Raw genomic sequence first — 21851 nt, 5'->3', positions numbered from 1 at the left:
AAAATTTTTTTTAATGAATTCTACACAAATTTTAGATAAAGACTGTTTAACAGCAGTAAAGCTGCTTCCTACGGTCATAGAAGTCACTTCTCAGGAGAGAAGAATGATAAAAGATGCAGCGCTGCATCTTCAGAAAAAATATGGCACTTATGAAAACCGGGATTTTATAAAACATGTTCATCAACTGGCCTCTTATTTTCTTCCGGAAAGGATTCTAAATATAGCAGCTGATTTTGCAAGTGACTTTTCTGAAAATCAGTATGGAGCGCTGGTTTTTACAGGATTGATGGAGATAGACCAGGAAGAAATAGGTTCTACTCCACCCAACTGGCAATCGGCAGATTATTCAAAGTTTAATTTATATGGTTTTGCGTGTGCGCTTATTCATGGGGCACTTCCCTCAAAGCCTGTACAATATTATTCACAGCGTAAAGGCGGTGGATTGATCCACGCTATTATTCCTGATGAAAAAATGAAAGAAACACAGACAGGATCAGGATCCTCAACGGATCTGTATGTACATACAGAAGATGCTTTTCTGAAACATCAGGCTGACTTTTTAAGCTTTATGTATGTCCGAAATGAAGAGCAGGTACCTTCAACTCTTTATTCTATCCGTTCTCATGAGTCTATTGGGGAAAAGTACAGGACACTTTTTGAGCCTATTTATAAAATCCCTAAAGATGCCAATCTGGAAACGGGAGAAAATGAAGAAGAAACTCTGGATTCTGTATTGTATGGAAATACCAACCTTCCTTTTATGCGATTTGATGCGGCGGAACAGCTTTTCAATTCCAGTATCAGACAGTCAGAAGAAGCGCAGCATACACTGCATGAGTTCTGGGAAGAAGCCAGACATTTGATTTATTCAGGATTTACGCCTCAGGCCGGAGATGTTATTCTGGTTAATAATCATTTATGTGCTCACGGAAGATCTGCTTTCCGTGCGGGAGTAAGAAATATTGACGGTATAGAACAGCCGTGCGAACGAAGAATTATGCTTCGGATGATGAGTAAAGTGAGCCTTATTGATATGAGAGCACATACCCTTACAGAAGATCCTTTTTTTGTCATAGAAGAACATCTGGGTAAAAACTTTCAACATTTTTAAGATGCTGATGGGGTAACTTTTTGAACATTCAATCAATCAAAAACCTTTTTGGGCGTAGCTCAAAAAGGTTTTTTTTATTTATTCCTAACCCGATTACCCTTTGTTAAGTTTCGGCTAAAGCCATTAAAATTTATATTTATTTATTAAAACGGGCTAAAGCCCGCTTCTATTGATTGTTTATGATAAAATTGGCTTCAGCCAAAATTTAAAAAAGGCTTATTGTTTAAAAAACCTGTCAAATAAGGACAATTGTTTAGACAATGATCTGCTCCAATATTCAGGAACGTGCCCTCCCAAAGATTCCGTGTAGAGGTGCTGGACCTTCATTTCTGTCAGTTTTTTATGAAAATTCCTGTTCATATTGATCATTTGAGTGTCTTCTGTACCACAGTCGAAAATATATTGCTGATCTGCTCCGGCCATCAGTTTTATTTTGCTGTCCGTCAGGAAAGCAGGATTCAAAGACTCAAATGGCCCCAGAACCTTATTTACCATATATTTCTGATAGCCTTCACCGAATGAGTTAAAGTCCAGAGCCCCGCATGAACTGCCCACAATACCAAATGTTTTGTTATAAGTCACTCCAATGTTGGTTGCTCCATAACCTCCCATACTCCATCCCAAAATTCCACGGAATTTTTTATCCGCTTTCACAGGATAATTTTTATCAATGAACTCTACCAGCTCTTTACCAATAAACGTCTGGTACTGGGAATCCTTAACAATCGGGCTGTCTACATACCATGAACTGTAGTTTCCATCAGGAAGTACATAAATGGTTTTTAATTCCTGAGCTTTTTTAACCAGATCCGGAATATCCTGCTTAATGATTCTGTCCGGATTTCCGCTGAAACCATGAAGGATATAAACCGACGGATATTTTGTATTAGGCTGAAGGTTTGGGGTAATGATCACTGTTTTGATCTTTTTGTTCATTTTCGAACTGAAAATTTCCTGATGGATAATTTTTTGTGCTGATAACTGTACAAATACAGTCATTACAAATACAATGTTGATAAGCTTTTTCATACTGAAAAGTGTTTAATTAATAATAGCTACAGGTATATTTTCCTAAACATATAATATACCAATGATCTTTAGACAGGTCAAAATTGTGAAATTAAAAAAGGGAAAGCCTCAACATATGTTGAAGCTTTTGTTAATTCTTTTAATAAAATCAGATCAGTCAATGATTAGTATTTCCAAAGCATTAATCCTGCCTGATAGCCTGTTCCCAGTGTCCATATAAGAATATAATCTCCTTTTTTCAATGATTTTACTTCTTTTTGATATTGGTCTAAAGCTAAAAATGGACTGGATGCTCCGGTATACCCAAGCTCTTTAGAGTAAAAAGGAATTTTTTCCTCCGGCAACTGAAAGTAATCGCGGATAATATTGATATTCCTGATAGAAAACTGTGAAAATAAAAACAAATCAATCTGCTCAAGACTTTTCTGATTGCGCTTTAAAAACAGAGGGATATTCTCCAGTGCAAAATTGACACTTCCCATTCCGTCGAAAATACGATCCCAGGTTGTCAGATCGCCATGATGATGACGTGAGTTTCCTTTAGGTGGATAGAGTACGGTATTACAAAAACTGCTGTCTGTATGATATAATACATCTAATAACCCTGAGGTGTCGTCCCCATCATTTTCTACGATAAAAGCAAAAGCAGAATCTGAAAGACAAAAAGCGGTAATCGGGTTGTCAGGATCTAATATCCTAGAAAATTTTTCGGCACAAACTACCAAAGCTTTTGTTCCGGACCGGGTTCCTTTCAAATATTTTGATACCTGATCCAGCGCTATAAATCCTCCAATACAGTTGGCATTCATGTCATAGCATAAGGTATTCGGTTTTCCGTTAAGCGCATGATGGATCTGGATGGCGTCACAGGGAATATGATGTTCGGGAGAACTGCTTACAAAAATAATAACATCTATATCGAGAATAGAAATATTACTTTCTTTAAGAACTCCTCTTGCAGCTTCAATTCCCATAGAAAGTGTAGTTTCAAAGGAATTCTCAGGAACAATAAAACGTTCTGCCCTGCCTAAGGCATTCTGGATTTTTTGCATTGAAATTTCCTGCTTTTCAAAGTGGTCTATAACAGCTGTGTTGTTTTCTACAAAATCAGGATGATAGAAATACGTGTGATGTAATCTCATGTCTTGTCAATATTTTATTTATATCTCTTATTTGTGATATAATGTAAATTTAGCATAATGATACGATATATCCCAGAAACATGAAATAAATCACTTTATCGTTTGATTATTAAAAGTGTGTGGTAATTTAATCAGTATTTATCTCCATTAATCTCCTTTTTGATCCGGCTGAGCTGTGTAGGTGTAATTCCCAAGTAAGAAGCAATATGATGTTGTTTTAACCTGTTATAAAGAGAGGTGTTTTCAAGTAGCTCCAAATATCGTTTTTTTGCCGTTTCGTATTTGAGGGAAACTTCCAGAGGTTCTTTGTTTACTACCCAATTTTTTTCAAGATAATACATATGAAAAAGAGCGAGGTCATGATATTTTTTTAATAACTCACGATAAGCTTTTGCAGGATATTGTATTACTGAACAGTCTTCCAGGGCGATGATATTGAAGTCGCTGGGTTCATTTTTAATAATGGCGGCCGTAGAAGCAACAAAACTGTTTTCCTCGAAGAAGATTTTGTAAATGTTATTTGCCTGTTCATCAACAGTATAATAGCCTATCAATCCTGATTTTATAAAGTAATAATATCTTGCCATGGCACCTGATTCCAGCAGAAGATCATTCTTGTGATAGTATTCTTCTGTGCAGATATCCAATAAATCTTTAATAGTTTCCTCAGATAAAGGATAATATCGGTTGATCTGTTTTATAAATTCGGAGTTTTTCATGCTAATATTCAGAAAGTATGAGAAATATTATGTAATCATATGCGCCATCTGCGGGCAAAAACTAATCCAGTATTTTTTTCATCATCAGATCGGTCTGCTCTTCTTCTCCCAGTCTGAAAATATGTTTATCAAATTCAACAAATCCGTTTTTACTGTAGAAATTGATAGCCCGAAGGTTTTTCTCCCACACTCCAAGCCAAAGGTATGATTTACCAAGCTGTTGAGCCGTTTCCAGAGCCTGGTTATAAAGAAGCTGCCCTACTTTTTTCCCGTGATGACTTTTCTTTACATAAATCCTTTCAATTTCCAGGCTGGTCTCATCCTGAAGCTCAGTCTGCGCCTTTCCGGAATTCACTTTCAGGTAACCAACCGGATTGTCTTCTTCCCAGGCAATATAGAAAAGAGAATCAGGATTATTCAACTCAGACTTTATCTTTTCAGTATTAAAGCTTTCTTCCAGATACTTTTTCATAGCCTCTTCAGTATTATCTTCTGCAAACGTTTCAGTGAAGGTTTGTATACCAATATTTTGAAGTATTTCGAGGTCTTTTTCTCCGGATTTAATAATGATTACTGATGACATATTGTATATTTATTGTTCTAATTTATTAATAAGATTTTTTATTTCCGGCAATGTAAGTTCTGTTTTTGTACCTGTAATTAAAAAATTTTTTAAAATTACGCTATGGGCAGTTTTTAAAGCATCTTCGCTTTTGACTTTCTGATCAGGGATTACTCCAATATGTTCCCAGTTCTTACCAGTTGCTAAAGCGGTTATTTTTCCTGCCGGAACAAGCAGTAAATATTGATTCCGGACCATAAAGTGATCTACAGGATTGGCGGCACCCCCTGTTGTTTCACCTATTACTTCAGCAAGTTTATTTTGCTGCAAAAAGTAAGCTACTCCCTCTCCGGCCGAAAATGTCTTTTTACTGGTAAGAATATAGATCTTTTTATGGAGGTATTTTTGTCCGGTAACTTTAGTCTGGGTACTGTTGATAACTGTTTTATGATCATGTCTGAAATACGTGGTATAAAGATCTGTTTTCTGATCAAAAAAGTAACTCAAAAACAAAAGAAGCATACCGTTTTCTCCTCCACCGTTTTCTCTGAGATCAATAATCAGTGCATGGGTATTCGCCACAAAATCCATAGCAGCAGCCAGTGTTTTTTCACTGGCAGCGGGAGAAGCAAAGCCTTTGTAATTGATGTAACCAATATTTCCCGGAAGTCTCTGTACTGTTTCAAATCCAAAATTTTCAAGACGGTTGTGATCATTGTTTAACGCCTCTTCTTCCTTCTCGCTCATCCGTTGTTCAGGAGTATAGTTTTCAAGATATTTCACAAAAAAATGTTCATCCTTAACAGTGGTTCTCAGTTTTTGGGTGAGAAATGCTGCAAAATCATTTTTATTGAGTGGGTTAAACGTTCCTTTTTTCAGTTCATCCTGAAATAAAGAATCTACTTTTTTAAAGGCGTCTTTGTCAATATAATAGTCTTTCACCTTTTTTGTAATATCAGAAAGTACAGCTTGAACATCATTTTTCTGCGCAGCAACGAATAAGGAGATAAAAAAGCAGAAACCTATGCCTATTTTTTTCATTGAAATAAGTATTTAATATTTCAGCAAATGTATTTCAATGAAGTTGATGGGAATTGTAAAAATGGAAACTCAGATAAACAGCCAGATATTATTTTTCTCAGTATCTACATGGTCAAAGAATTTTCCGGGATTGATTCTGGTAAGCTCTTTAAAATCTTTAATAAGATGGGACTGGTCATAAAACAGGTTCTCATAAGAAAGCTCTGTAAGATTTCTGGTCTTTTTATTTGAAATCAGCACATTTCGGAAACGCTGGATTTTTCTGAATTCTGAAGCGGGTTTAGCGAGATATCGCCGGGAAATCTTATTCACATACTGCCTTGTTATTTTATTTTTATCTGCAATTTCTTCAATGCTCATTTTGGTTTCAAAATCATTCAAAATGCTGTAAGCCAGCTGTAAATCTTTCTTTATGAATTTGGAAAGCCAGTATTTTTCCAGCATTTCAATTTGTATATTTCTGTCAGATTCTTTTAAAATAACATTCATGGTTTCTTTAAAATCAGAACAATGAATTTCCCGCTGAAGGTCATCGCTTTTAACGGCATCATAAAAATGATAAATTCCTAATGGCTTGAAGTAAACCGTAACTTCATTAACGGATTGCTGATAAAGAATTTCGGTAGGAACAGAGCATCTGAATACAAAATCAATCACAATATTCTCAGTTGCAGACCTTCTGATTTCCACCCATCCTTTATTCTGAACAATAGAAACATCCTGACAAGCTGACATGATAAAATAATTATCCGGAAATGTGAGGTATCTGACCGGCTCATGGCTGTCATCTTTTTCCACAAAGTAATATCCTTCAATATATTCTTTAAGAATGGGATGTAAAGGTTGATAAAAAGTGACTTTCATACTAAAGGAGTGAAGGTAAAAAATAAACAGAAAACAAAATCCTGAAGCGTGTCCAGGATTGTATTATTTATGAAAAAAGAATCTTCTTAAATGCTTCAGAAGCCAGATGTACCTGTGCGCTCCAGTCGTCTGCGGCATCACTTCCTGCATCATCAGAAATATATTTCAGGCATAAAAACGGAATATTTTCCTTTTGGGCAATCAATGCCAGTGGATAAGCTTCCATGTCTACAATATTATAATCGGTTTCGGAATGGTTCATTTCAAAACTGTCGCCGCTACCGCAGATGCCTTCTTTCAATGCATCCATTTTAAGACCGTATTCCAGTACAGGTGGCACTCCGGAAAGCGGAGTCTCATACAGTTTAAATCCAAGCCCTCTTACATCCATATCTCTCTGGATGAATTTTGTGCAGCATACCACCTCACCTTTGTGAAATCCTTTGCTTCCGGCAGAACCTAAGTTGACAATCAATTTAGGTTTTCTGGCATGAATTTCTTTGGTTAGTTCTATAGCAGCATTCACTTTTCCGATGCCTGTAATTAATTTGTTTTTATCATCAAATACAGTTCCTGCTTCGGAATCTAATGCAAAAACAAAAAGAGTATCATCAATTGAATATTGGGTTTCGTCGTTAATTTTTATCATTGAGAAATCAGATTTATACAGCTATTGACATTGTATTACAAAGATACAATAGGTTTTCCTTTTTTTGCATTAAGAACAATAAATATTATATAACATACAATAAACAGAAATAAAGGAATCTTGAAAGCAAAATAATTAAACTTTTCTATGGGAGTTTGCACTATCCTGCTCATAATGGGTGAAAGCATCATCACAAAACTTAAAATTGTTATGGGTACTTTATTTTTCCATCTTGTAACATTAAGTATAGCACCTAAAAGCCCTGATACAGCAAAAATTTGTTCTATATTCCAGAAATCAAAAGCATTAAATAGAAGCCAAAAAATAAATGGTAATCCTGTCATTTGTCCCATTAAAATAATGAACAGGTAAGAAATAATTGAGGTATATCTAAAAATGTTAATGTTCATTTTCTTAAATATTAAAGGATTTCATTGAAGTCTTTCAAATATATAAATATTCAAATGTATACCTAATTAAAAACCCCAAAACAAATATTTGTTTTGGGGTTTTCATATTTTAAATACTGCATCCATCAGCATCGCATGCTGCTCCACTGCTACCGGAAAGATCCTTAAACGGACTCACCGTTTCTTTATAGGTTTGCTGAAGTGCATTTTCAAATACTTCAGCAGGCTGTGCTCCTGAAACGGCATATTTACCATTCAGAACAAAGAAAGGAACTCCGGAAATCCCATTGTTTCTTGCCTCCTGAATATCCTGGTTGACTTCATCATCTAGTTGATCTGTTGTAACAGCTTCTCTGGCTTCATCTTTATCAAGTCCAAGACTTTCAGCAAGAGCAATTAAAACTTCAGTATCACCTACATTTTTACCGTCAATAAAGTGAGCAATAAATAATGCCTCTTCCATTTCATTGGATTTGTTGTGCTTCTTAGCTAAATGAAGCAATTTGTGAGCGCTGAAAGTATTGGTGATCAAAGTTTGTCCAAAATTAAAATCAATTCCGGCTCCTTTTCGCATTTGGGTAACCTGTCCCAGCATTTGAGTAGCCTGAGCTTCGGCAACTCCTTTTTTCTCTCTGAAATATTGAAGGGTATCCTGAGTTTTGTTCGGATCTAAAGTTGGATCCAGCTGAAAACTTTTCCATTCCACTTCTACTTCATCTTTAAATGGAAGTTTACTTAACGCCTGTTCAAAATTATTTTTTCCGATATAGCAAAACGGACACATTACGTCCGACCAGATTTCTATTTTCATTCTATTGAATTTTAAATCAAATTAATGATACAAATTTACTACAATTTATTTAATGTAACAAAAATTATTACATTTAGTTTTGTATTTAAAGAAGCAACTATCAGCGTTCTAAAATACCCATTAAAATAAATAATTATTTCCCTATGGCAGCTTTATTTACTTTTTTTGAAAACAAAATATGCGCAATCAGACCCAATACTCCAAATGTAGTACCTACAAAGCATACACCACCCCATTGTGCCTTTTGCCATGCAATAGAAGCCAGCCAGGTTCCCAGCGATCCACCAATAAAGTAAGATACCATATAAACTGTATTCAGTCTGTTTACGGCATTGGATTTAAGTAAAAAATAATTGGTCTGGTTCATAATATGGCTGGATTGCACTCCCAGGTCAACAAGAATTACTCCGACAATAAGTCCCCAGTAGGTTTCTCCTGCAAAGTAGGTAAATCCCCAGCTTCCAATGACAATCAGCAGGGAATACAATATAATCCGGTTAATATCAAGATATTTTTGCAGTTTTCCCACCTTTGCAGCGGCCAAAGCTCCTACCGCTCCCGCCAGTCCAAAACTTCCCACTACAGAAGAACCTGCATTGAAAGGCGGTTTCTCCATATGGAAAACCAATGTCGTAAATAAGGCACACATAGACCCGAAAGCCATTGCCCCACGGAAAGATGCCAGCTGAAGAACCGGTTGGGTTTTCGCAAGATGGGCAACAGAACGCATCAGTTCTTTATAAGTTCCTTTAAAGTTCGGAGATAGCTCAGGCAGCATTTTATAGACAGCCACCCAAACCAGTATCATCAGTCCTGCTGCAATACCAAACATTGCTCTCCAGCCCCACACTTCACCAACAATACCTCCGATAAAACGGGATAAAAGAATTCCCAGCAGCAATCCTGACATTACCAGTCCGATATTGCCCGATTTTTCCTTATCTGATGAAAGTTCTGCTGCAATAGGCACAAAAAGCTGTGGAATAACGGAAGTTGCCCCGATCAGAAGACTTGCTGCATACAGCATCCATAGCTGATTGGCAAAAGTCATCCATACAAGTGATCCGAAAACAAGAAATAAATCAATTAAAATTAATTTTTTACGAAAGAATTTATCACCTAATGGTACAATCAGTAATAATCCCAATGCATAACCAATCTGGGTAAGCACAGAAATTTTACTTGCTGAACTCTCAGGAATCTGAAGTTCTTCTGAAATGAGGGCCAGTAGCGGCTGGTTATAATAATTATTGGCAACTACAAGTCCGGAAATAATGGCCATTAGCCAGATAACCGTCCGGGAAATACCATGGGTAGAACTCTCCTGCATTACGTGTAAAATTTTGTTTGAAATGAATCTTTCTGACGTTTGATTTTATAGGGTCAGATTTTTTAAGAGATCAAAGATAATCATTAAAAAAAGAAATTTCCCGGTTTAAGACTTCACATTTTTTATAAATAATCACTGAGGCTATGGTAAGTAGAATGATTTCAAAAGGGTGCCGTATCATTGTTTTTATTGATGATATATATTGATGAAAAACCTTTTACATATTGGAATTATTAAAGAAATTTGCAGCATGAAAATCATTCCACTTAAAGAAGGTAATTTTTCGGCAAGCAAAACTAAGGATTTTACACTTTTAACAGATGAAAATTTTGATCAGGTTGGAGGAATTAAAATGTCTGTGCAGCCTTTTCTCATCATTACTGAAAATGATTATATTCTTCTGGATGCAGGGATTGGCTGGAAAAATGATTCCGGAGCAACGGTAATTTCTGAAATTCTGGAAAAAGAAAATATTCTTCCCGGGCAGATCACTAAATTATTATTTTCCCATCTTCACAAAGATCATATCGAAGGAGCGGTAACCCTTAAAGATAATGGTTTTGAAGCAACTTTTCCCAATGCTCAGATTTATATACAGAAACGTGAACTGGATTTTGCGATGGAAAATAAAGGCAATCCTTCTTTTGATTTTGATGTGCTGGAAAAATTGATCCAGCTGCCCAATATTATCTGGATGAATGAAGATAAAGGTCAGATTACAGATGAAATTTCATATGAAGTGGCCGGCGGGCATACTCCGTTTATGCAGGTTTTCTGGATCAGGGAAAATGAGGAAACGGTTTTCTATGGTGCCGATGATCTTCCACAGGCTTCTTATCTGAAGTATCATCTGGCTTATAAAAGTGACTTTGATGGCAGGAAAGCAATGGAATTAAGGCTTAAATGGGAAAAAGAAGCAAGGCAGAACCACTGGAAAATTCTGTTATATCATGATCTGGATCAGGCTGTCATTGAAATTTAAACAAAAAAAATGGTTTAAATTTCATTAAACCATTTGTAGATATCAAATTCCGAAGGAATATTAAGTTTTTTTCTGATCCTGTTTTTCCTGTTTTGTATGGCTTTGGGCGTTACAAAAATACAGGTTGCAATTTCCTTGGTGGTCATATTGAGCTTAAGATAGATACAAAAGATCAATTCAGAGTTTTTTAGCGAAGGCTGTATAGCAGATAACTTTTTAAAAAAATCAGGATAGACGAGTCTGAATTTATTCAGCAAACGTGGAGAATTTGCTTTGGCAAGTGCCATAATTTCGTCTTGTACAAGAATCTTTTGATTCAAATCCTCAATATTCGGTTCAGTTTTTTTGTTTTTCATAATACTTTCTCATCTCTACTTATTTCAGATGCGACATCTTTTGCGCATCAGTACAAAGTCTTTTTTTCTCTGATATCTGTGTTTTATAGGTTAATAATGGAATAAAATAATTTTTATATAGTTAAAATTTACGCATTTTCAATGATTATAATTCAATAGATTATAATATTTAAGTTGTATTAAGTTAATAAATATGTTAAAAAAAAATCTACTTGTGAATTTGCATCATTTTTACCTTGGCAAAGAAAGAAAAAATGATTAAAATTTAAATAAAACCGCGTACCACATAGATACCACGTTATTTTTTTAAGCAAAAGATCATAACAGCTTTTATCAGTCAGTTTCCCATTATTTACAATGTACTTTCTGACGGGTTGTAAATGTAGCTGATTACCGTTATACTTTTTTATGATCTCAATCAATATTGTTAAAAGAAATAATCAAAAAAAGTGAATAGGTGTGGTATATGAATGGTACCACGTTGTTCGAAAAATAAATAAAATCCATGTTCCTTTATTTTAAGAAAATTTTTAAACAAGAATAGTACGAATGTTCATTTAAAAAATTAAAATAAATTACAATATGATCATTGAAAATTTATTGATTTCATTTGGTGCCGAAATTAAAGATTATAAGGCAGAAGATATTATTTTCCGGGAAGAAGAGTCTCCAATGTATTATTACCAGATTGAAAAAGGTAAAATTAAACTCAATAATTATACAGAAGGTGGAAAAGAATTTATCCAGAATATCTTCTCAGACGGTCAAAGTTTCGGAGAGTCTTTATTGTTTGTGGACAGACCATATCCTATGAATGCCGTTGCAATGAAAGATTCAAGTGTATTCAGAATACCAAGAGAGAATTTTATGGACCTGATCCGGAATAATCCCGAAGTTTCTTTAAGCGTCTATGAATGTCTTGCGGAAAGGATGTATTATAAATACCTCATGTTGTATAATCTTTCTTTTCAGAATCCCGTATCCAAGCTGAAATTGCTTATGGATTATCTGAAAAGTTATCATGAGGAAAAAACGCCCTACTCTTTTCAGGTTCCGCTTACGCGCCAGCAGCTTGCTTCACTTACTGGATTACGGGTAGAAACAGTGATAAGAACCATAAAACAAATGGAAAAAGATCAGATGGTAAAAATAGAACGCCGGAAGATCTATTATTAAAAATAAAAGCCGGATGTACTCCGGCTTTTATTCTATTTTGTATGACAATATTCTGCCCGCTCCTACTGATCAAGCTGTCTTTGAAATTCTTCCAGGTATCTGGCAATATGAATCCCGTCTGCCAATCCATGATGTGCTTCAACAGAAACAGGAAGATATTTTCTGCCGTCACGGATATTGAATCTCCCAAAAGCAACTTTTGGTACAGATTCTTGTGTATTAAAATCAGTAGGCTGCAATATCGCACTGAAAGAGTTCCAGGGAATAGTGGTATGTCTTACATGATCCTTTCCCAGTCTTTCATTGCTTAATCTCAGTCCCGAAGTCTGGTGAACTCCTTTTATTTCCTCCTGCAAAGCAGCATTAAATGTTTCAAAATCCTCTGAATAATGGGTGAAAGAAAAACCGAAAGTTCCATCCGGTCTTCCGATGGTACTGCCAGCATGAACCGTGTCAAACTGTACAACCTGCCCGTCAACGATTCTAAGTTTTAATTCATCAACTGTATTGATCGCTACCATAGACTTATGAAAATAATAGGCAAAAAAAGAATATCCTTTTTCTTTGGCTGTTTCGTATGCTTTTGTACAGTCTACTTCTGTTGTAAATCCAAAATAAGGACTTGCCATATTAGAGAAAAATTCAAAATGTTCTTTCCTGTTCCAGTTATCTATGTCTACAATCTTCATGAACTCTTATTTTTTGCAAATTTCTGAAAGTTTCTCCGGTTTAAAAAATTTATGACTGAAAATATAATTAAAACTTAACCTTATAAGACCATGATTGGTAGGCATTTTGCAGCAAAAACAACACGTATTGCAGTTTACTTATTTGCTGCATAACTCTTTTTTATTCAGGAAATTGACGTTACACACTATCGAATTAACAATAAATTATACAATATGGCAATGGAAAAAATCGGATTTATCGGATTAGGAAATATGGGACATCCTATGGCCAAGAACCTTGAAAAAGCAGGCTTTCAGCTATCCGTTTACAACAGATCTGCTGAAAAAACCACAGATTTTGAGGGAAAATCATCCGTCTGCACCCAAATTAAAGACCTTGTACAAAACAGTGATATTATATTCACAATGCTTACCAACGATAATGCCGTAAAAGCAGTGTATGAGGAAATTCTCCCTATAAATATTCAGGGAAAGCTCTTCGTGGATATGAGTACAATTTCTCCCGAAACCTCCACGGAAACAGCAGCAGCTCTTAAGATAAAGGAAGCTTCTTTTATTGATGCTCCTGTAGCAGGAAGCACTATGCCTGCAAAAGAAGGTGCACTCATCATTATGGCAGGAGGTGAAGAAAAAGACATCGAGCGGGCCATGCCCTACCTTTTGAAAATGGGAAAATCTGTAAAACATCTCGGTGAAAACGGAAAAGGAATCGCAGGAAAACTATCAGTTAATTATTTTCTGTCTGCCATTTATCAGGGACTGGCAGAAACTGTATTGCTGGCCGGAAAATTAGGAATCGAGCGGTCTGATATGCTTGAAATCATTAATGAAAGTGCCAGCGGAAGCGGTGCAACAAAGGTAAAAACGCCACTGCTGATTGCGGATGAATATGCCCCAGCATTTGCTCTTGATCTTATGCTCAAAGACATTCTTCTGGCTAAAAATGCCGGTGCTGATTTTCCTTTATCAGAACCATTGATTCAAACGTATCAAAATGCACATGACAAAGGTTTTGGTCAGGATGACGTAATAGGGATTATCAACTATCTGAAAACAAAAGAATAAAACATGCTGATATGAATTATAAAGGAAAACGTTGGTCTGCCAGAGAAGCAGATCAAATTTATATCGTAAGTATTGAAAATCATTGCAATATTGTGGAGACACTAACTGATTTTATCATGGATCAGAAAATTCTGGCGGGAGAAGTAACAGGAATCGGAGCAGTAAGTGAAGCAACACTTCGTTTCTTTAATCCGGCTACAAAAAAATATGTAGATAAAACCTTTAAAGAACAGATGGAAGTCACCAATATTTCCGGAAATGTTTCGGAGATAGAGGGAAAACTGACGCTTCACCTTCACATTACGCTGGGAAGAGAAGATTACACCGCTTTGGCAGGACATCTTTTAGAAGCAAAAATTCAGGGAGCCGCAGAATTTATTTTCTATCCGTTGAATACCAGAGTGGTAAAAATTAAAAACGAAGAAACGGGAATCAATCTTTATGATTTTGAAAAATAAATCGTTGGAAATTGTCGATTGGATAAATGCTTTACTTAAAGTTCAAAGTTTTGAAAATGCAAAGGCACAAGATTTAATTCCTGTGCCTTTGTATTTATTTTAAAGTTGTGCTTTTTAATGGTTGCACTAAACTTCAGTAGTGGTCAGTCCGAATTTCTTTTTGAATGAAGAATAAAAGTGCGATAAATTCTCAAAACCCAGATCAAGATAAATATCTGAAGGTCTTTTAAACCTGTGCGGTAGCAATTACTTTATGTCCTTTTTTAGCAAGATCAAAAGCAGCAATCTTTCCGAACCCACTTGCTGCACCTGTGATTAAAATTGTTTTACTCATTGTATTCTTTTTTAATGATGATACAAATTTCAAAGATTTCCACAAGGGTAATATTGCTTGCAAGCTCATTTTTATATTGCTGGAAAGTTCATAAAAACGAACAGAGGATGAATAGTTTTCTAAATAAGTCTCCTTTTACATCATAAAAAAATATATTTATTGTTAGATTTGTAATATAAACTAAAACCAGTATATGCTTAAAATTAAAACACTTCTTTTAATTTTTATCTCTTCTTCTTTCAGCTTTGCTCAGAATTGTAATTGTGAAAGTAATTATCAGTGGGTAAAAAAGACATTTGAGGAAAATGATGCCGGCTATCAATATGTAATTGATCAAAAGGGAGCCCCTGCTTATCAGGCTCATAACAATGAATTTCTGAACAAAATCAAAAATGTAAAGTCAGATACTGAATGCCAGCAAATCATTTATGACTGGCTTAAATTCTTCAGATCCGGCCATTTTTCAATCTCAAAAATTGACAATACCAGTCAGCAAAATCCAACTGCAGCTGTTGAAAATATAAAAACAGAAATGGTAAAAGTTGATCTTGAAAAATTTAAAAAAGAAGTTCTGACTAAGAAAGATTCGGATATTGAAGGGATCTGGGAAACCGGGCCTTACACGATTGGAATCAAGAAATTTGGCGATAGTTATAAGGGTTTTATCATTACATCTGGAGCAGAAAATTGGAAACCTTATGAACTGAAACTGGTTATTAAAGCTGATAAAACCACAGGAACCTTTTATTTGAGAAACAAATCAGCCCAGGAAATAAACAATATAAGGTTAATTGGAAAAAATTATCTTGGGTTGGGTGAGTTTACCCTGAAAAGAATTTCACCCCAATTTGAAAAAGAAGAAAGCATTGAAACGTACTTTGAAACAATAAAAGCACAAAAGCCTTTCCTGAAAGTGCTTAACAAAACCACACTGCTTTTAAGAATTCCTTCTTTCAACGGTGCTTTAAAAAAAGATATAGACAGCGTTATTGCAGCCAATCAATCTAAAATTGAAAGCACAGAAAATCTGATTATTGATATCAGAAATAATGGCGGCGGCAGTGACAGCAGTTTTGATAAAATTATTCCCTATCTCTATACCAATCCTATCAGAAGTATCAGGACACAGTTTTATTCTACAAAACTGAATAATCAACGAATGCTGGATCTGTATGAAAATTATCAGAAATATGGAATACCGAAGGAAGAAAGAGAATATCTGAAGAAGGCCTATGATAAACTCACCAGGAACTTAGGTAAGTTTGTCAGCCTTCAGGACGATGGAAATATAGTAGGAATCAACAAGCTTGATAAAATTTCGCCTTATCCGAAAAATGTGGGAATTATCATCAATGATGGTAATGGCAGTACTGCCGAAGAGTTTTTACTGGCTGCCAAGCAGAGCAAAAAAGTGAAGCTTTTCGGGACAACGACAGCGGGAGTTCTTGACATTTCCAATATGTATTTTATTAATTCACCCTGTAACGAATTTAAATTAGGATATTCTCTTTCTAAAAGTTTCCGTATTCCGGAAATGGCCATTGATGGAAAAGGGATTCAGCCGGATTATTACATAGATAGAACAATCCCTGATTATCAATGGATTGATTACGTAAATGAAGTTCTTAATGAAAAATAAAATAAAAGGCTGTTTCGAACCGAAGCAGCTTTTTTTAACCTCTTTTGATACTTTCAGTGATTAAAAATAAACGGTTTGTTGTAAATTGGTTAAGTTTTTGAAGGTACTCTACAAAACCAGTCACACCATTGAAATTAATCACATTTACAAAAAAAGGAATTTACTGTCCGCAGGGAAAATTTTATATAGACCCCTGGCGACCTGTAGATATGGCGGTCATTACGCACGGTCATGCTGATCATGCCCGCTGGGGAATGAAAAAATACCTGTGTCATCATTTCACAAAACCTATCCTTCATCAGAGAATCGGGACGGATATCGAATGCCAGAGTATAGAATACGGAGAGGTTGTTACCATTAATGGAGTAAAGCTTTCTATGCATCCTGCCGGACATATTATCGGATCAGCTCAGATAAGACTTGAATATAAAGGATATGTAACCGTAATTTCGGGAGATTATAAAGTACAGAACGATGGACTCAGTACCCCTTTCGAGCTGGTGAAATGTAATGAGTTTGTGACGGAAAGTACTTTCGGTCTTCCCATTTATAACTGGCTCGAAGTTCCGGATCTAAATAAAAAACTTCAGAACTGGGTACTGAAAAATAAAGAAAATAATAAAACATCAGTCTTCATAGGATATTCTCTTGGAAAAGCCCAGCGTATCATGAAGGCTGTGGAAGAGCTGGGGAAAATATATGTCCACTATTCCATCGGAAAACTGAATGAAGCCTTCGAAACTGTGGGAATTGATCTTCCTGAATACACAATTGCAGATTTCAGGGAACGTCCCAAAGAAGTACAGCATGAAATTGTCATTGTGCCGCCAGCCTTATTGGACAGTAATATCATCAAAAAGATCCCTGATCCTGCTACAGCTATTTGCTCAGGCTGGATGCAGGTGCGCGGTGCCAGAAGATGGCGGAGTGCAGACGCAGGATTTGCCATGAGCGACCATGCCGACTGGAAAGGATTATTACAGACTGTAAAAGCCACAGAAGCCGAGCTTGTACATGTTACCCACGGACAGACAGAAGTATTTTCAAAATATCTGAATGAGATCGGAATCAAAGCAGATGTTGTGGAAACATTATTTGGAGACGACGAGGAAGAATCCGAAAAAGAAACCCTTCAAACCCCGGAATCATGAGACACTTTGCAGAACTTATCAACGCGTTGGAAACCACCAATAAAACCAACGCTAAAATTGATGCTATCATTGATTACCTGGAGCGTGCTCCTGATGAAGATAAAGTATGGTTTATTGCCTTGTTTACCGGAAAAAGACCCAAGAGAAATGTGAATACCAATTACATGAAAGAATGGGCACTGGAGATTACGCAGCTTCCCTACTGGCTGTTTCAGGAGTCTTATTCCTCCGTAGGAGATCTTGGGGAAACCTTATCATTGATACTGCCTCCCCCGCAGGAAAAAATCGAGCGTTCTTTATCAGAATGGATGAATGATATTGTTAATTTAAAAAGCAAAACCGATACAGAGAAAAAAGAATTCGTACTGCAGTCATGGAATGGTCTGGATTATACTGAGCGTTTGATTTTCAACAAATTAATTGGCGGAAGTTTCCGTATCGGAGTATCAGATAAAACATTAATCAATGCGCTGACCAGATTTTCCGGTCAGGAATCCAGTGCCTTAATGCATAGCCTGATGGGCAAATGGCTCCCGGATGAAGTGTCGTTCAAAGAGCTTATTGATGCAGAAAATGTTAATCCCGACAACTCAAAGCCTTATCCTTTCTGCCTTGCCTATCCTTTGGAAAAAGAAGCTGAAGAACTGGGAAATCCTGATGAATGGCTGGTAGAATACAAATGGGACGGAATACGCGGACAGATCATACGGAGAAACGATGAAGTCTTCATCTGGTCAAGGGGTGAAGAACTTGTGACAGAACAATTTCCGGAGATCATGGAAGTTGTACAGGAAATGAAAGGCAACTTTGTGCTGGACGGAGAAATATTGGCAGTAAAAGATGGTAAAGTTTTAAATTTCAATGAACTACAAAAAAGATTGAACAGAAAAACTTTAACTAAAAAAATGCTGTCGGAAATCCCGATTGAAGTTTTTGCCTATGATCTTCTGGAGTTTGAAGATAATGATTTGAGAGAGAAACCGATCTCTGCAAGACGTGCTTTGCTTGAAGAACTGTTATTGAATGAAAATCCTCAGAACATCAGCATTTCCAAAAGCCTGGAGTTTGAAAAATGGGAAGAATTGAATAGCCTCAGAGAAAATTCAAGAGAAGTAAACAGCGAAGGATTGATGCTGAAGCAAAAAAACTCTCCTTATCATTCCGGCCGTAAAAAAGGTGACTGGTGGAAGTGGAAAATCAATCCGTTTACCATTGATGCCGTGCTTATTTATGCCCAGAAAGGAAGCGGCAGACGAAGTGCTTACTATACTGATTATACATTTGCCGTGAAAAACGGAGACACTTTAGTAACGATTGCCAAAGCCTATTCAGGTCTTACGGATAAGGAAATCATGGAAGTAAGCCGCTTTGTAACCAAAAATGCTATTGAGAAATTCGGTCCTGTAAGAACGGTAAAAGCTGAGCTGGTATTCGAAATTGCTTTTGAGGGAATAGGTTTCAGCAACCGCCATAAAAGCGGTGTGGCGCTCCGTTTCCCGAGAATTGTAAGATGGCGGAAAGATAAAACTGTAGAGGAAATTGATGATTTGGAAGAAATTAAAAAATTAATACAATAGATTTTAACGCAAGGACTTTTTATGATAGCGTAATATTCAGGCACTCTGCTAAGCTATAGTAAGATATTGCCCTTGCGATCGGAAAATAAACAATATCAAATAAAAACTTAGCGCCCTTTTGCGTTAAAAATTTAAATAAAAATAGAATTGGCAGCTTTTGAACATAGCAACGGATTAAAGATCATTCAGCAATGGATGACCGATAAAGGCATTGCCCCTTTTAAATTCCAGCTGGAAACCTGGAAAAAATTCGGAAACGGATACAGCGGAATGGTTGTGGCCCCTACCGGATTCGGGAAAACTTTTTCTGTTTTTTTAGCATTGGTTTCAGATTTCCTGAATCATCCTGAACAATACAAAAAAGGATTGAAAATGATCTGGATTACACCACTTCGTTCTTTATCCAAAGATATTGCAAAAGCGATGCAGGAAGCCATTGATGAAATCGGACTGGATTGGACTGTCGGTGTAAGAAACGGAGATACTGATCCTAAAGTGAGACAGCAGCAGGTAAAAAAAATGCCTGAAATTCTTGTGGTAACTCCTGAAAGTCTTCACTTGCTTCTGGCTCAGAAAAACAATGAAGCTTTTTTCAGGGATATGAAATGTGTGGCTGTGGATGAATGGCATGAATTACTGGGTTCAAAGCGCGGTGTCATGGTAGAACTTGCGATTTCACAGCTCAGAAAATACGTCCCGAAGGTTAAGATCTGGGGAATTACCGCCACGATCGGGAATCTGGATGAAGCCATGGACGTTCTTATTCCTTATGATATTAAAAAGACGAAGGTTACGGCTAAAGAACATAAAAAAATAGATATTCTGCCTGTTTTCCCGGATGAAATTGAAATTTTGCCGTGGGCAGGACATCTGGGAAACAAGCTTGCAGATAAAGTTGTCCCGATTATTCTCGAATCAAAATCCACAATTGTCTTTACCAATACAAGAAGCCAGAGTGAAATGTGGTATCAGCTTCTTTTGGATGCACATCCTGATTTTGCCGGCCAGATCGCCATCCATCACAGTTCAATTGATGCGCACCTGAGAATATGGATTGAGGAAAACTTAAGTTCCGGGAAATTAAAAGCTGTGGTTTCCACATCCTCCCTCGATCTGGGAATTGATTTTAAGCCTGTAGACACTGTTATTCAGGTAGGATCTGCCAAAGGAGTTGCGCGGTTTCTTCAGAGAGCCGGACGTAGCGGGCACTCCCCTTTTGAAACCTCAAAAATATATTGCGTTCCCACCCACTCTCTGGAACTGATTGAAGTTTCAGCATTAAAAGAAGCAGTAAAGCAGAAAGTTGTTGAGCCCAGGGAGCCCCAGGTTCTGTGCTTCGATGTATTGGTTCAGTTTCTGATGACATTGGCTGTAGGAGACGGTTTTTATCCTGATGAACTGTATGAAAGAATCAGGAAAGTATATGCATTTCAGGAAATGCTGGATGAAGAATGGAAAAGTATTCTGGAATTCCTTACCATCGGCGGAAGTGTTTTAAAAAGCTATGAAGAATTCCATAAGGTTGTCATTATGGAAGACGGGCTTTATAAAGTAACTTCAAGAAAAATCGCGATGCTTCACAGGATGAATATGGGAGTGATTGTAAGCGATGCCATGCTGAAGGTGAAATTTATATCAGGAGGTTACATCGGAATGATTGAAGAATATTTTATTTCCAAACTAAAAAAAGAGGAAAAATTTATTCTTGCAGGAAGAACGCTGGAAGTCGCCATGATCAAAGATATGACGGTGTATGTAAGATCTGCCAAAGGGAAAGCGCTGGTGCCAAGTTATCTGGGCGGAAGACTTCCTTTAAGTTCCAATCTGGGACATTTTTTAAGAGAAAAGCTTTCCCATGCATTAAATCCCAAAGCATCAGAAAAGGAACTTAAATTTCTGCATTCTTTATTAATTAACCAGGAAAAAAATTCCCACATTCCCAAAGAAGATGAATTCCTGGTGGAATTGATTAAAAACCGTGAAGGATACCATTTATTTATGTATCCTTTTGAAGGCCGGCTGGTACATGAAGTAATGGCTGCATTAATTGCTTACCGGATCTCAAAGCTGGCTCCCATTTCCTTTTCGATGGCAATGAATGATTATGGATTCGAATTGTTCAGTGATAAGGAGATTCCGCTTAACGAAGAAAATCTGCAACAGATTTTAACCCGTGATAATCTGATGAATGATGTGATTGCCAGCATCAATTCTGCCGAAATGGCGAGAAGAAAATTCAGGGATATTGCCGTAATATCAGGGATGGTGATTCAAAATTATGCAGGACAGCAGCGCTCCAACAAATCGTTACAAAGTTCAGCAGGATTAATTTTTAAAGTGCTCGAAGACCATGACGCCAGTCATTTTTTAATAAAACAGGCCTATACGGAAGTCTTTAATATGCAGCTCCAGGAACAACGTCTTGTAGAAGCTTTTAAAAGGATTGAAAAGTCTGAAATTATTTTAAAACATTCCCGTTCCTTTACTCCCCTCAGCTTTCCGATTAAAGTGGACAGCCTGAGGCAGACCCTTTCCAGTGAAGGGCTGGATGCAAGGATTAAAAGGATGCTGAAACTCTCTGATATAAGTGATCTTTTATAATCAATTAATGTGTTTTCTGTAAGACCAGATACTCCGTTGAATATTTGTTTATCGCAAAGACGCAAAAAATTGATAATAATAACGTTTTAAAGGCGCAAAGATTTTATCTCCGATAAAATTTACGTTAATCTTGCTGAAAATCTTTGATTTTCTTG

22 protein-coding genes are annotated in these 21851 nt (G+C 36.5%); 9 read left to right on the top strand and 13 right to left on the bottom strand.

Features of this window, described 5'->3' with window-relative positions; all coding sequences use genetic code 11:
• Positions 1 to 13: 13 nt before the first annotated feature.
• On the top strand, positions 14 to 1111 hold the full coding sequence (locus tag EL165_RS03235; RefSeq protein ID WP_002979509.1) for a TauD/TfdA family dioxygenase: 1098 nt from the start codon (positions 14 to 16) through the stop codon (positions 1109 to 1111).
• Positions 1112 to 1327: 216 nt separating this feature from the next.
• Here EL165_RS03235 and EL165_RS03230 read toward each other — a convergent pair whose 3' ends face one another.
• From EL165_RS03230 to EL165_RS03185, 10 genes are all read right to left on the bottom strand, one after another.
• Positions 1328 to 2140 (bottom strand): alpha/beta hydrolase, encoded by an 813-nt coding sequence (locus EL165_RS03230; RefSeq protein ID WP_002979512.1) that lies wholly within the window; start codon positions 2138 to 2140, stop codon positions 1328 to 1330.
• A gap of 164 nt (positions 2141 to 2304) precedes the next feature.
• On the bottom strand, positions 2305 to 3282 hold the full coding sequence (locus EL165_RS03225) for a 3-oxoacyl-ACP synthase III family protein (RefSeq protein WP_002979514.1): 978 nt from the start codon (positions 3280 to 3282) through the stop codon (positions 2305 to 2307).
• 131 nt (positions 3283 to 3413) lie between these two features.
• Positions 3414 to 4001 (bottom strand): Crp/Fnr family transcriptional regulator, encoded by a 588-nt coding sequence (locus EL165_RS03220; protein WP_002979516.1) that lies wholly within the window; start codon positions 3999 to 4001, stop codon positions 3414 to 3416.
• Between the two features lie 61 nt (positions 4002 to 4062).
• The gene (locus tag EL165_RS03215) at positions 4063 to 4584 is read right to left on the bottom strand and encodes a GNAT family N-acetyltransferase (RefSeq protein WP_002979518.1); all 522 of its coding nucleotides are present in this window, start codon (positions 4582 to 4584) and stop codon (positions 4063 to 4065) included.
• A gap of 9 nt (positions 4585 to 4593) precedes the next feature.
• On the bottom strand, positions 4594 to 5604 hold the full coding sequence (locus EL165_RS03210; protein WP_002979520.1) for a S41 family peptidase: 1011 nt from the start codon (positions 5602 to 5604) through the stop codon (positions 4594 to 4596).
• 69 nt (positions 5605 to 5673) lie between these two features.
• Positions 5674 to 6468: a helix-turn-helix domain-containing protein gene (locus tag EL165_RS03205; RefSeq protein WP_002979522.1), complete on the bottom strand. Its 795-nt coding sequence runs from the start codon at positions 6466 to 6468 to the stop codon at positions 5674 to 5676.
• Between the two features lie 67 nt (positions 6469 to 6535).
• Entirely contained in the window at positions 6536 to 7117 is a 582-nt protein-coding gene (locus EL165_RS03200; RefSeq protein ID WP_002979525.1) for a 5'-methylthioadenosine/S-adenosylhomocysteine nucleosidase family protein, read from the bottom strand.
• Positions 7118 to 7152: 35 nt separating this feature from the next.
• Positions 7153 to 7461 carry a hypothetical protein gene (locus tag EL165_RS03195; protein WP_228370525.1) on the bottom strand — a complete coding sequence of 103 codons (309 nt, stop codon included), beginning with the start codon at positions 7459 to 7461 and terminating at the stop codon, positions 7153 to 7155.
• A 175-nt stretch (positions 7462 to 7636) separates the two neighbouring features.
• Positions 7637 to 8338, bottom strand: coding sequence for a DsbA family oxidoreductase (locus tag EL165_RS03190; protein ID WP_002979529.1), 702 nt, complete (start codon positions 8336 to 8338; stop codon positions 7637 to 7639).
• Between the two features lie 133 nt (positions 8339 to 8471).
• Positions 8472 to 9668 carry an MFS transporter gene (locus EL165_RS03185; protein ID WP_002979531.1) on the bottom strand — a complete coding sequence of 399 codons (1197 nt, stop codon included), beginning with the start codon at positions 9666 to 9668 and terminating at the stop codon, positions 8472 to 8474.
• Between the two features lie 250 nt (positions 9669 to 9918).
• On the opposite strand from EL165_RS03185, the gene EL165_RS03180 reads away from it, so the two are divergent.
• Entirely contained in the window at positions 9919 to 10650 is a 732-nt protein-coding gene (locus EL165_RS03180; RefSeq protein ID WP_041461772.1) for an MBL fold metallo-hydrolase, read from the top strand.
• Between the two features lie 14 nt (positions 10651 to 10664).
• Here the strand turns inward: EL165_RS03180 and EL165_RS03175 are convergent, their stop codons facing one another.
• Positions 10665 to 11006, bottom strand: a complete 342-nt coding sequence (locus tag EL165_RS03175; protein ID WP_002979535.1) for a helix-turn-helix transcriptional regulator — start codon at positions 11004 to 11006, stop codon at positions 10665 to 10667.
• A gap of 582 nt (positions 11007 to 11588) precedes the next feature.
• Here EL165_RS03175 and EL165_RS03170 point away from each other — a divergent pair.
• The gene (locus EL165_RS03170; protein ID WP_002979536.1) at positions 11589 to 12182 is read left to right on the top strand and encodes a Crp/Fnr family transcriptional regulator; all 594 of its coding nucleotides are present in this window, start codon (positions 11589 to 11591) and stop codon (positions 12180 to 12182) included.
• Between the two features lie 62 nt (positions 12183 to 12244).
• Here EL165_RS03170 and EL165_RS03165 read toward each other — a convergent pair whose 3' ends face one another.
• On the bottom strand, positions 12245 to 12871 hold the full coding sequence (locus EL165_RS03165; protein WP_002979537.1) for a CatA-like O-acetyltransferase: 627 nt from the start codon (positions 12869 to 12871) through the stop codon (positions 12245 to 12247).
• Positions 12872 to 13084: 213 nt separating this feature from the next.
• Here EL165_RS03165 and EL165_RS03160 point away from each other — a divergent pair, with 213 nt between their 5' ends.
• Both EL165_RS03160 and EL165_RS03155 read left to right on the top strand, forming a co-directional pair.
• On the top strand, positions 13085 to 13936 hold the full coding sequence (locus tag EL165_RS03160; RefSeq protein WP_002979538.1) for an NAD(P)-dependent oxidoreductase: 852 nt from the start codon (positions 13085 to 13087) through the stop codon (positions 13934 to 13936).
• Between the two features lie 11 nt (positions 13937 to 13947).
• Positions 13948 to 14394 (top strand): PPC domain-containing DNA-binding protein, encoded by a 447-nt coding sequence (locus EL165_RS03155; protein ID WP_002979540.1) that lies wholly within the window; start codon positions 13948 to 13950, stop codon positions 14392 to 14394.
• Between the two features lie 226 nt (positions 14395 to 14620).
• On the opposite strand, the gene EL165_RS25755 is transcribed toward EL165_RS03155, so the two are convergent.
• Positions 14621 to 14728, bottom strand: coding sequence for an SDR family NAD(P)-dependent oxidoreductase (locus EL165_RS25755; protein WP_376746447.1), 108 nt, complete (start codon positions 14726 to 14728; stop codon positions 14621 to 14623).
• 193 nt (positions 14729 to 14921) lie between these two features.
• Here EL165_RS25755 and EL165_RS03145 point away from each other — a divergent pair, with 193 nt between their 5' ends.
• The 4 genes from EL165_RS03145 (at position 14922) to EL165_RS03130 (ending at position 21696) form a co-directional block, all read left to right on the top strand.
• On the top strand, positions 14922 to 16367 hold the full coding sequence (locus tag EL165_RS03145) for a S41 family peptidase (RefSeq protein ID WP_002979546.1): 1446 nt from the start codon (positions 14922 to 14924) through the stop codon (positions 16365 to 16367).
• Positions 16368 to 16495: 128 nt separating this feature from the next.
• On the top strand, positions 16496 to 17518 hold the full coding sequence (locus EL165_RS03140; RefSeq protein ID WP_002979548.1) for a ligase-associated DNA damage response exonuclease: 1023 nt from the start codon (positions 16496 to 16498) through the stop codon (positions 17516 to 17518).
• Positions 17515 to 19095, top strand: coding sequence for an ATP-dependent DNA ligase (locus tag EL165_RS03135; protein WP_002979550.1), 1581 nt, complete (start codon positions 17515 to 17517; stop codon positions 19093 to 19095). Before EL165_RS03140 ends, EL165_RS03135 begins: the two co-directional genes overlap by 4 nt.
• A 195-nt stretch (positions 19096 to 19290) precedes the next feature.
• A complete protein-coding gene (locus EL165_RS03130; RefSeq protein WP_050791144.1) occupies positions 19291 to 21696 on the top strand; it encodes a ligase-associated DNA damage response DEXH box helicase in 2406 nt (801 codons plus the stop codon).
• Positions 21697 to 21851: the final 155 nt, after the last annotated feature.

Origin of the sequence: Chryseobacterium gleum, from assembly GCF_900636535.1 — a bacterium.
In the GTDB taxonomy this organism is placed as follows: domain Bacteria; phylum Bacteroidota; class Bacteroidia; order Flavobacteriales; family Weeksellaceae; genus Chryseobacterium; species Chryseobacterium gleum.
This window is presented reverse-complemented; position numbering and strand designations above follow the sequence as displayed.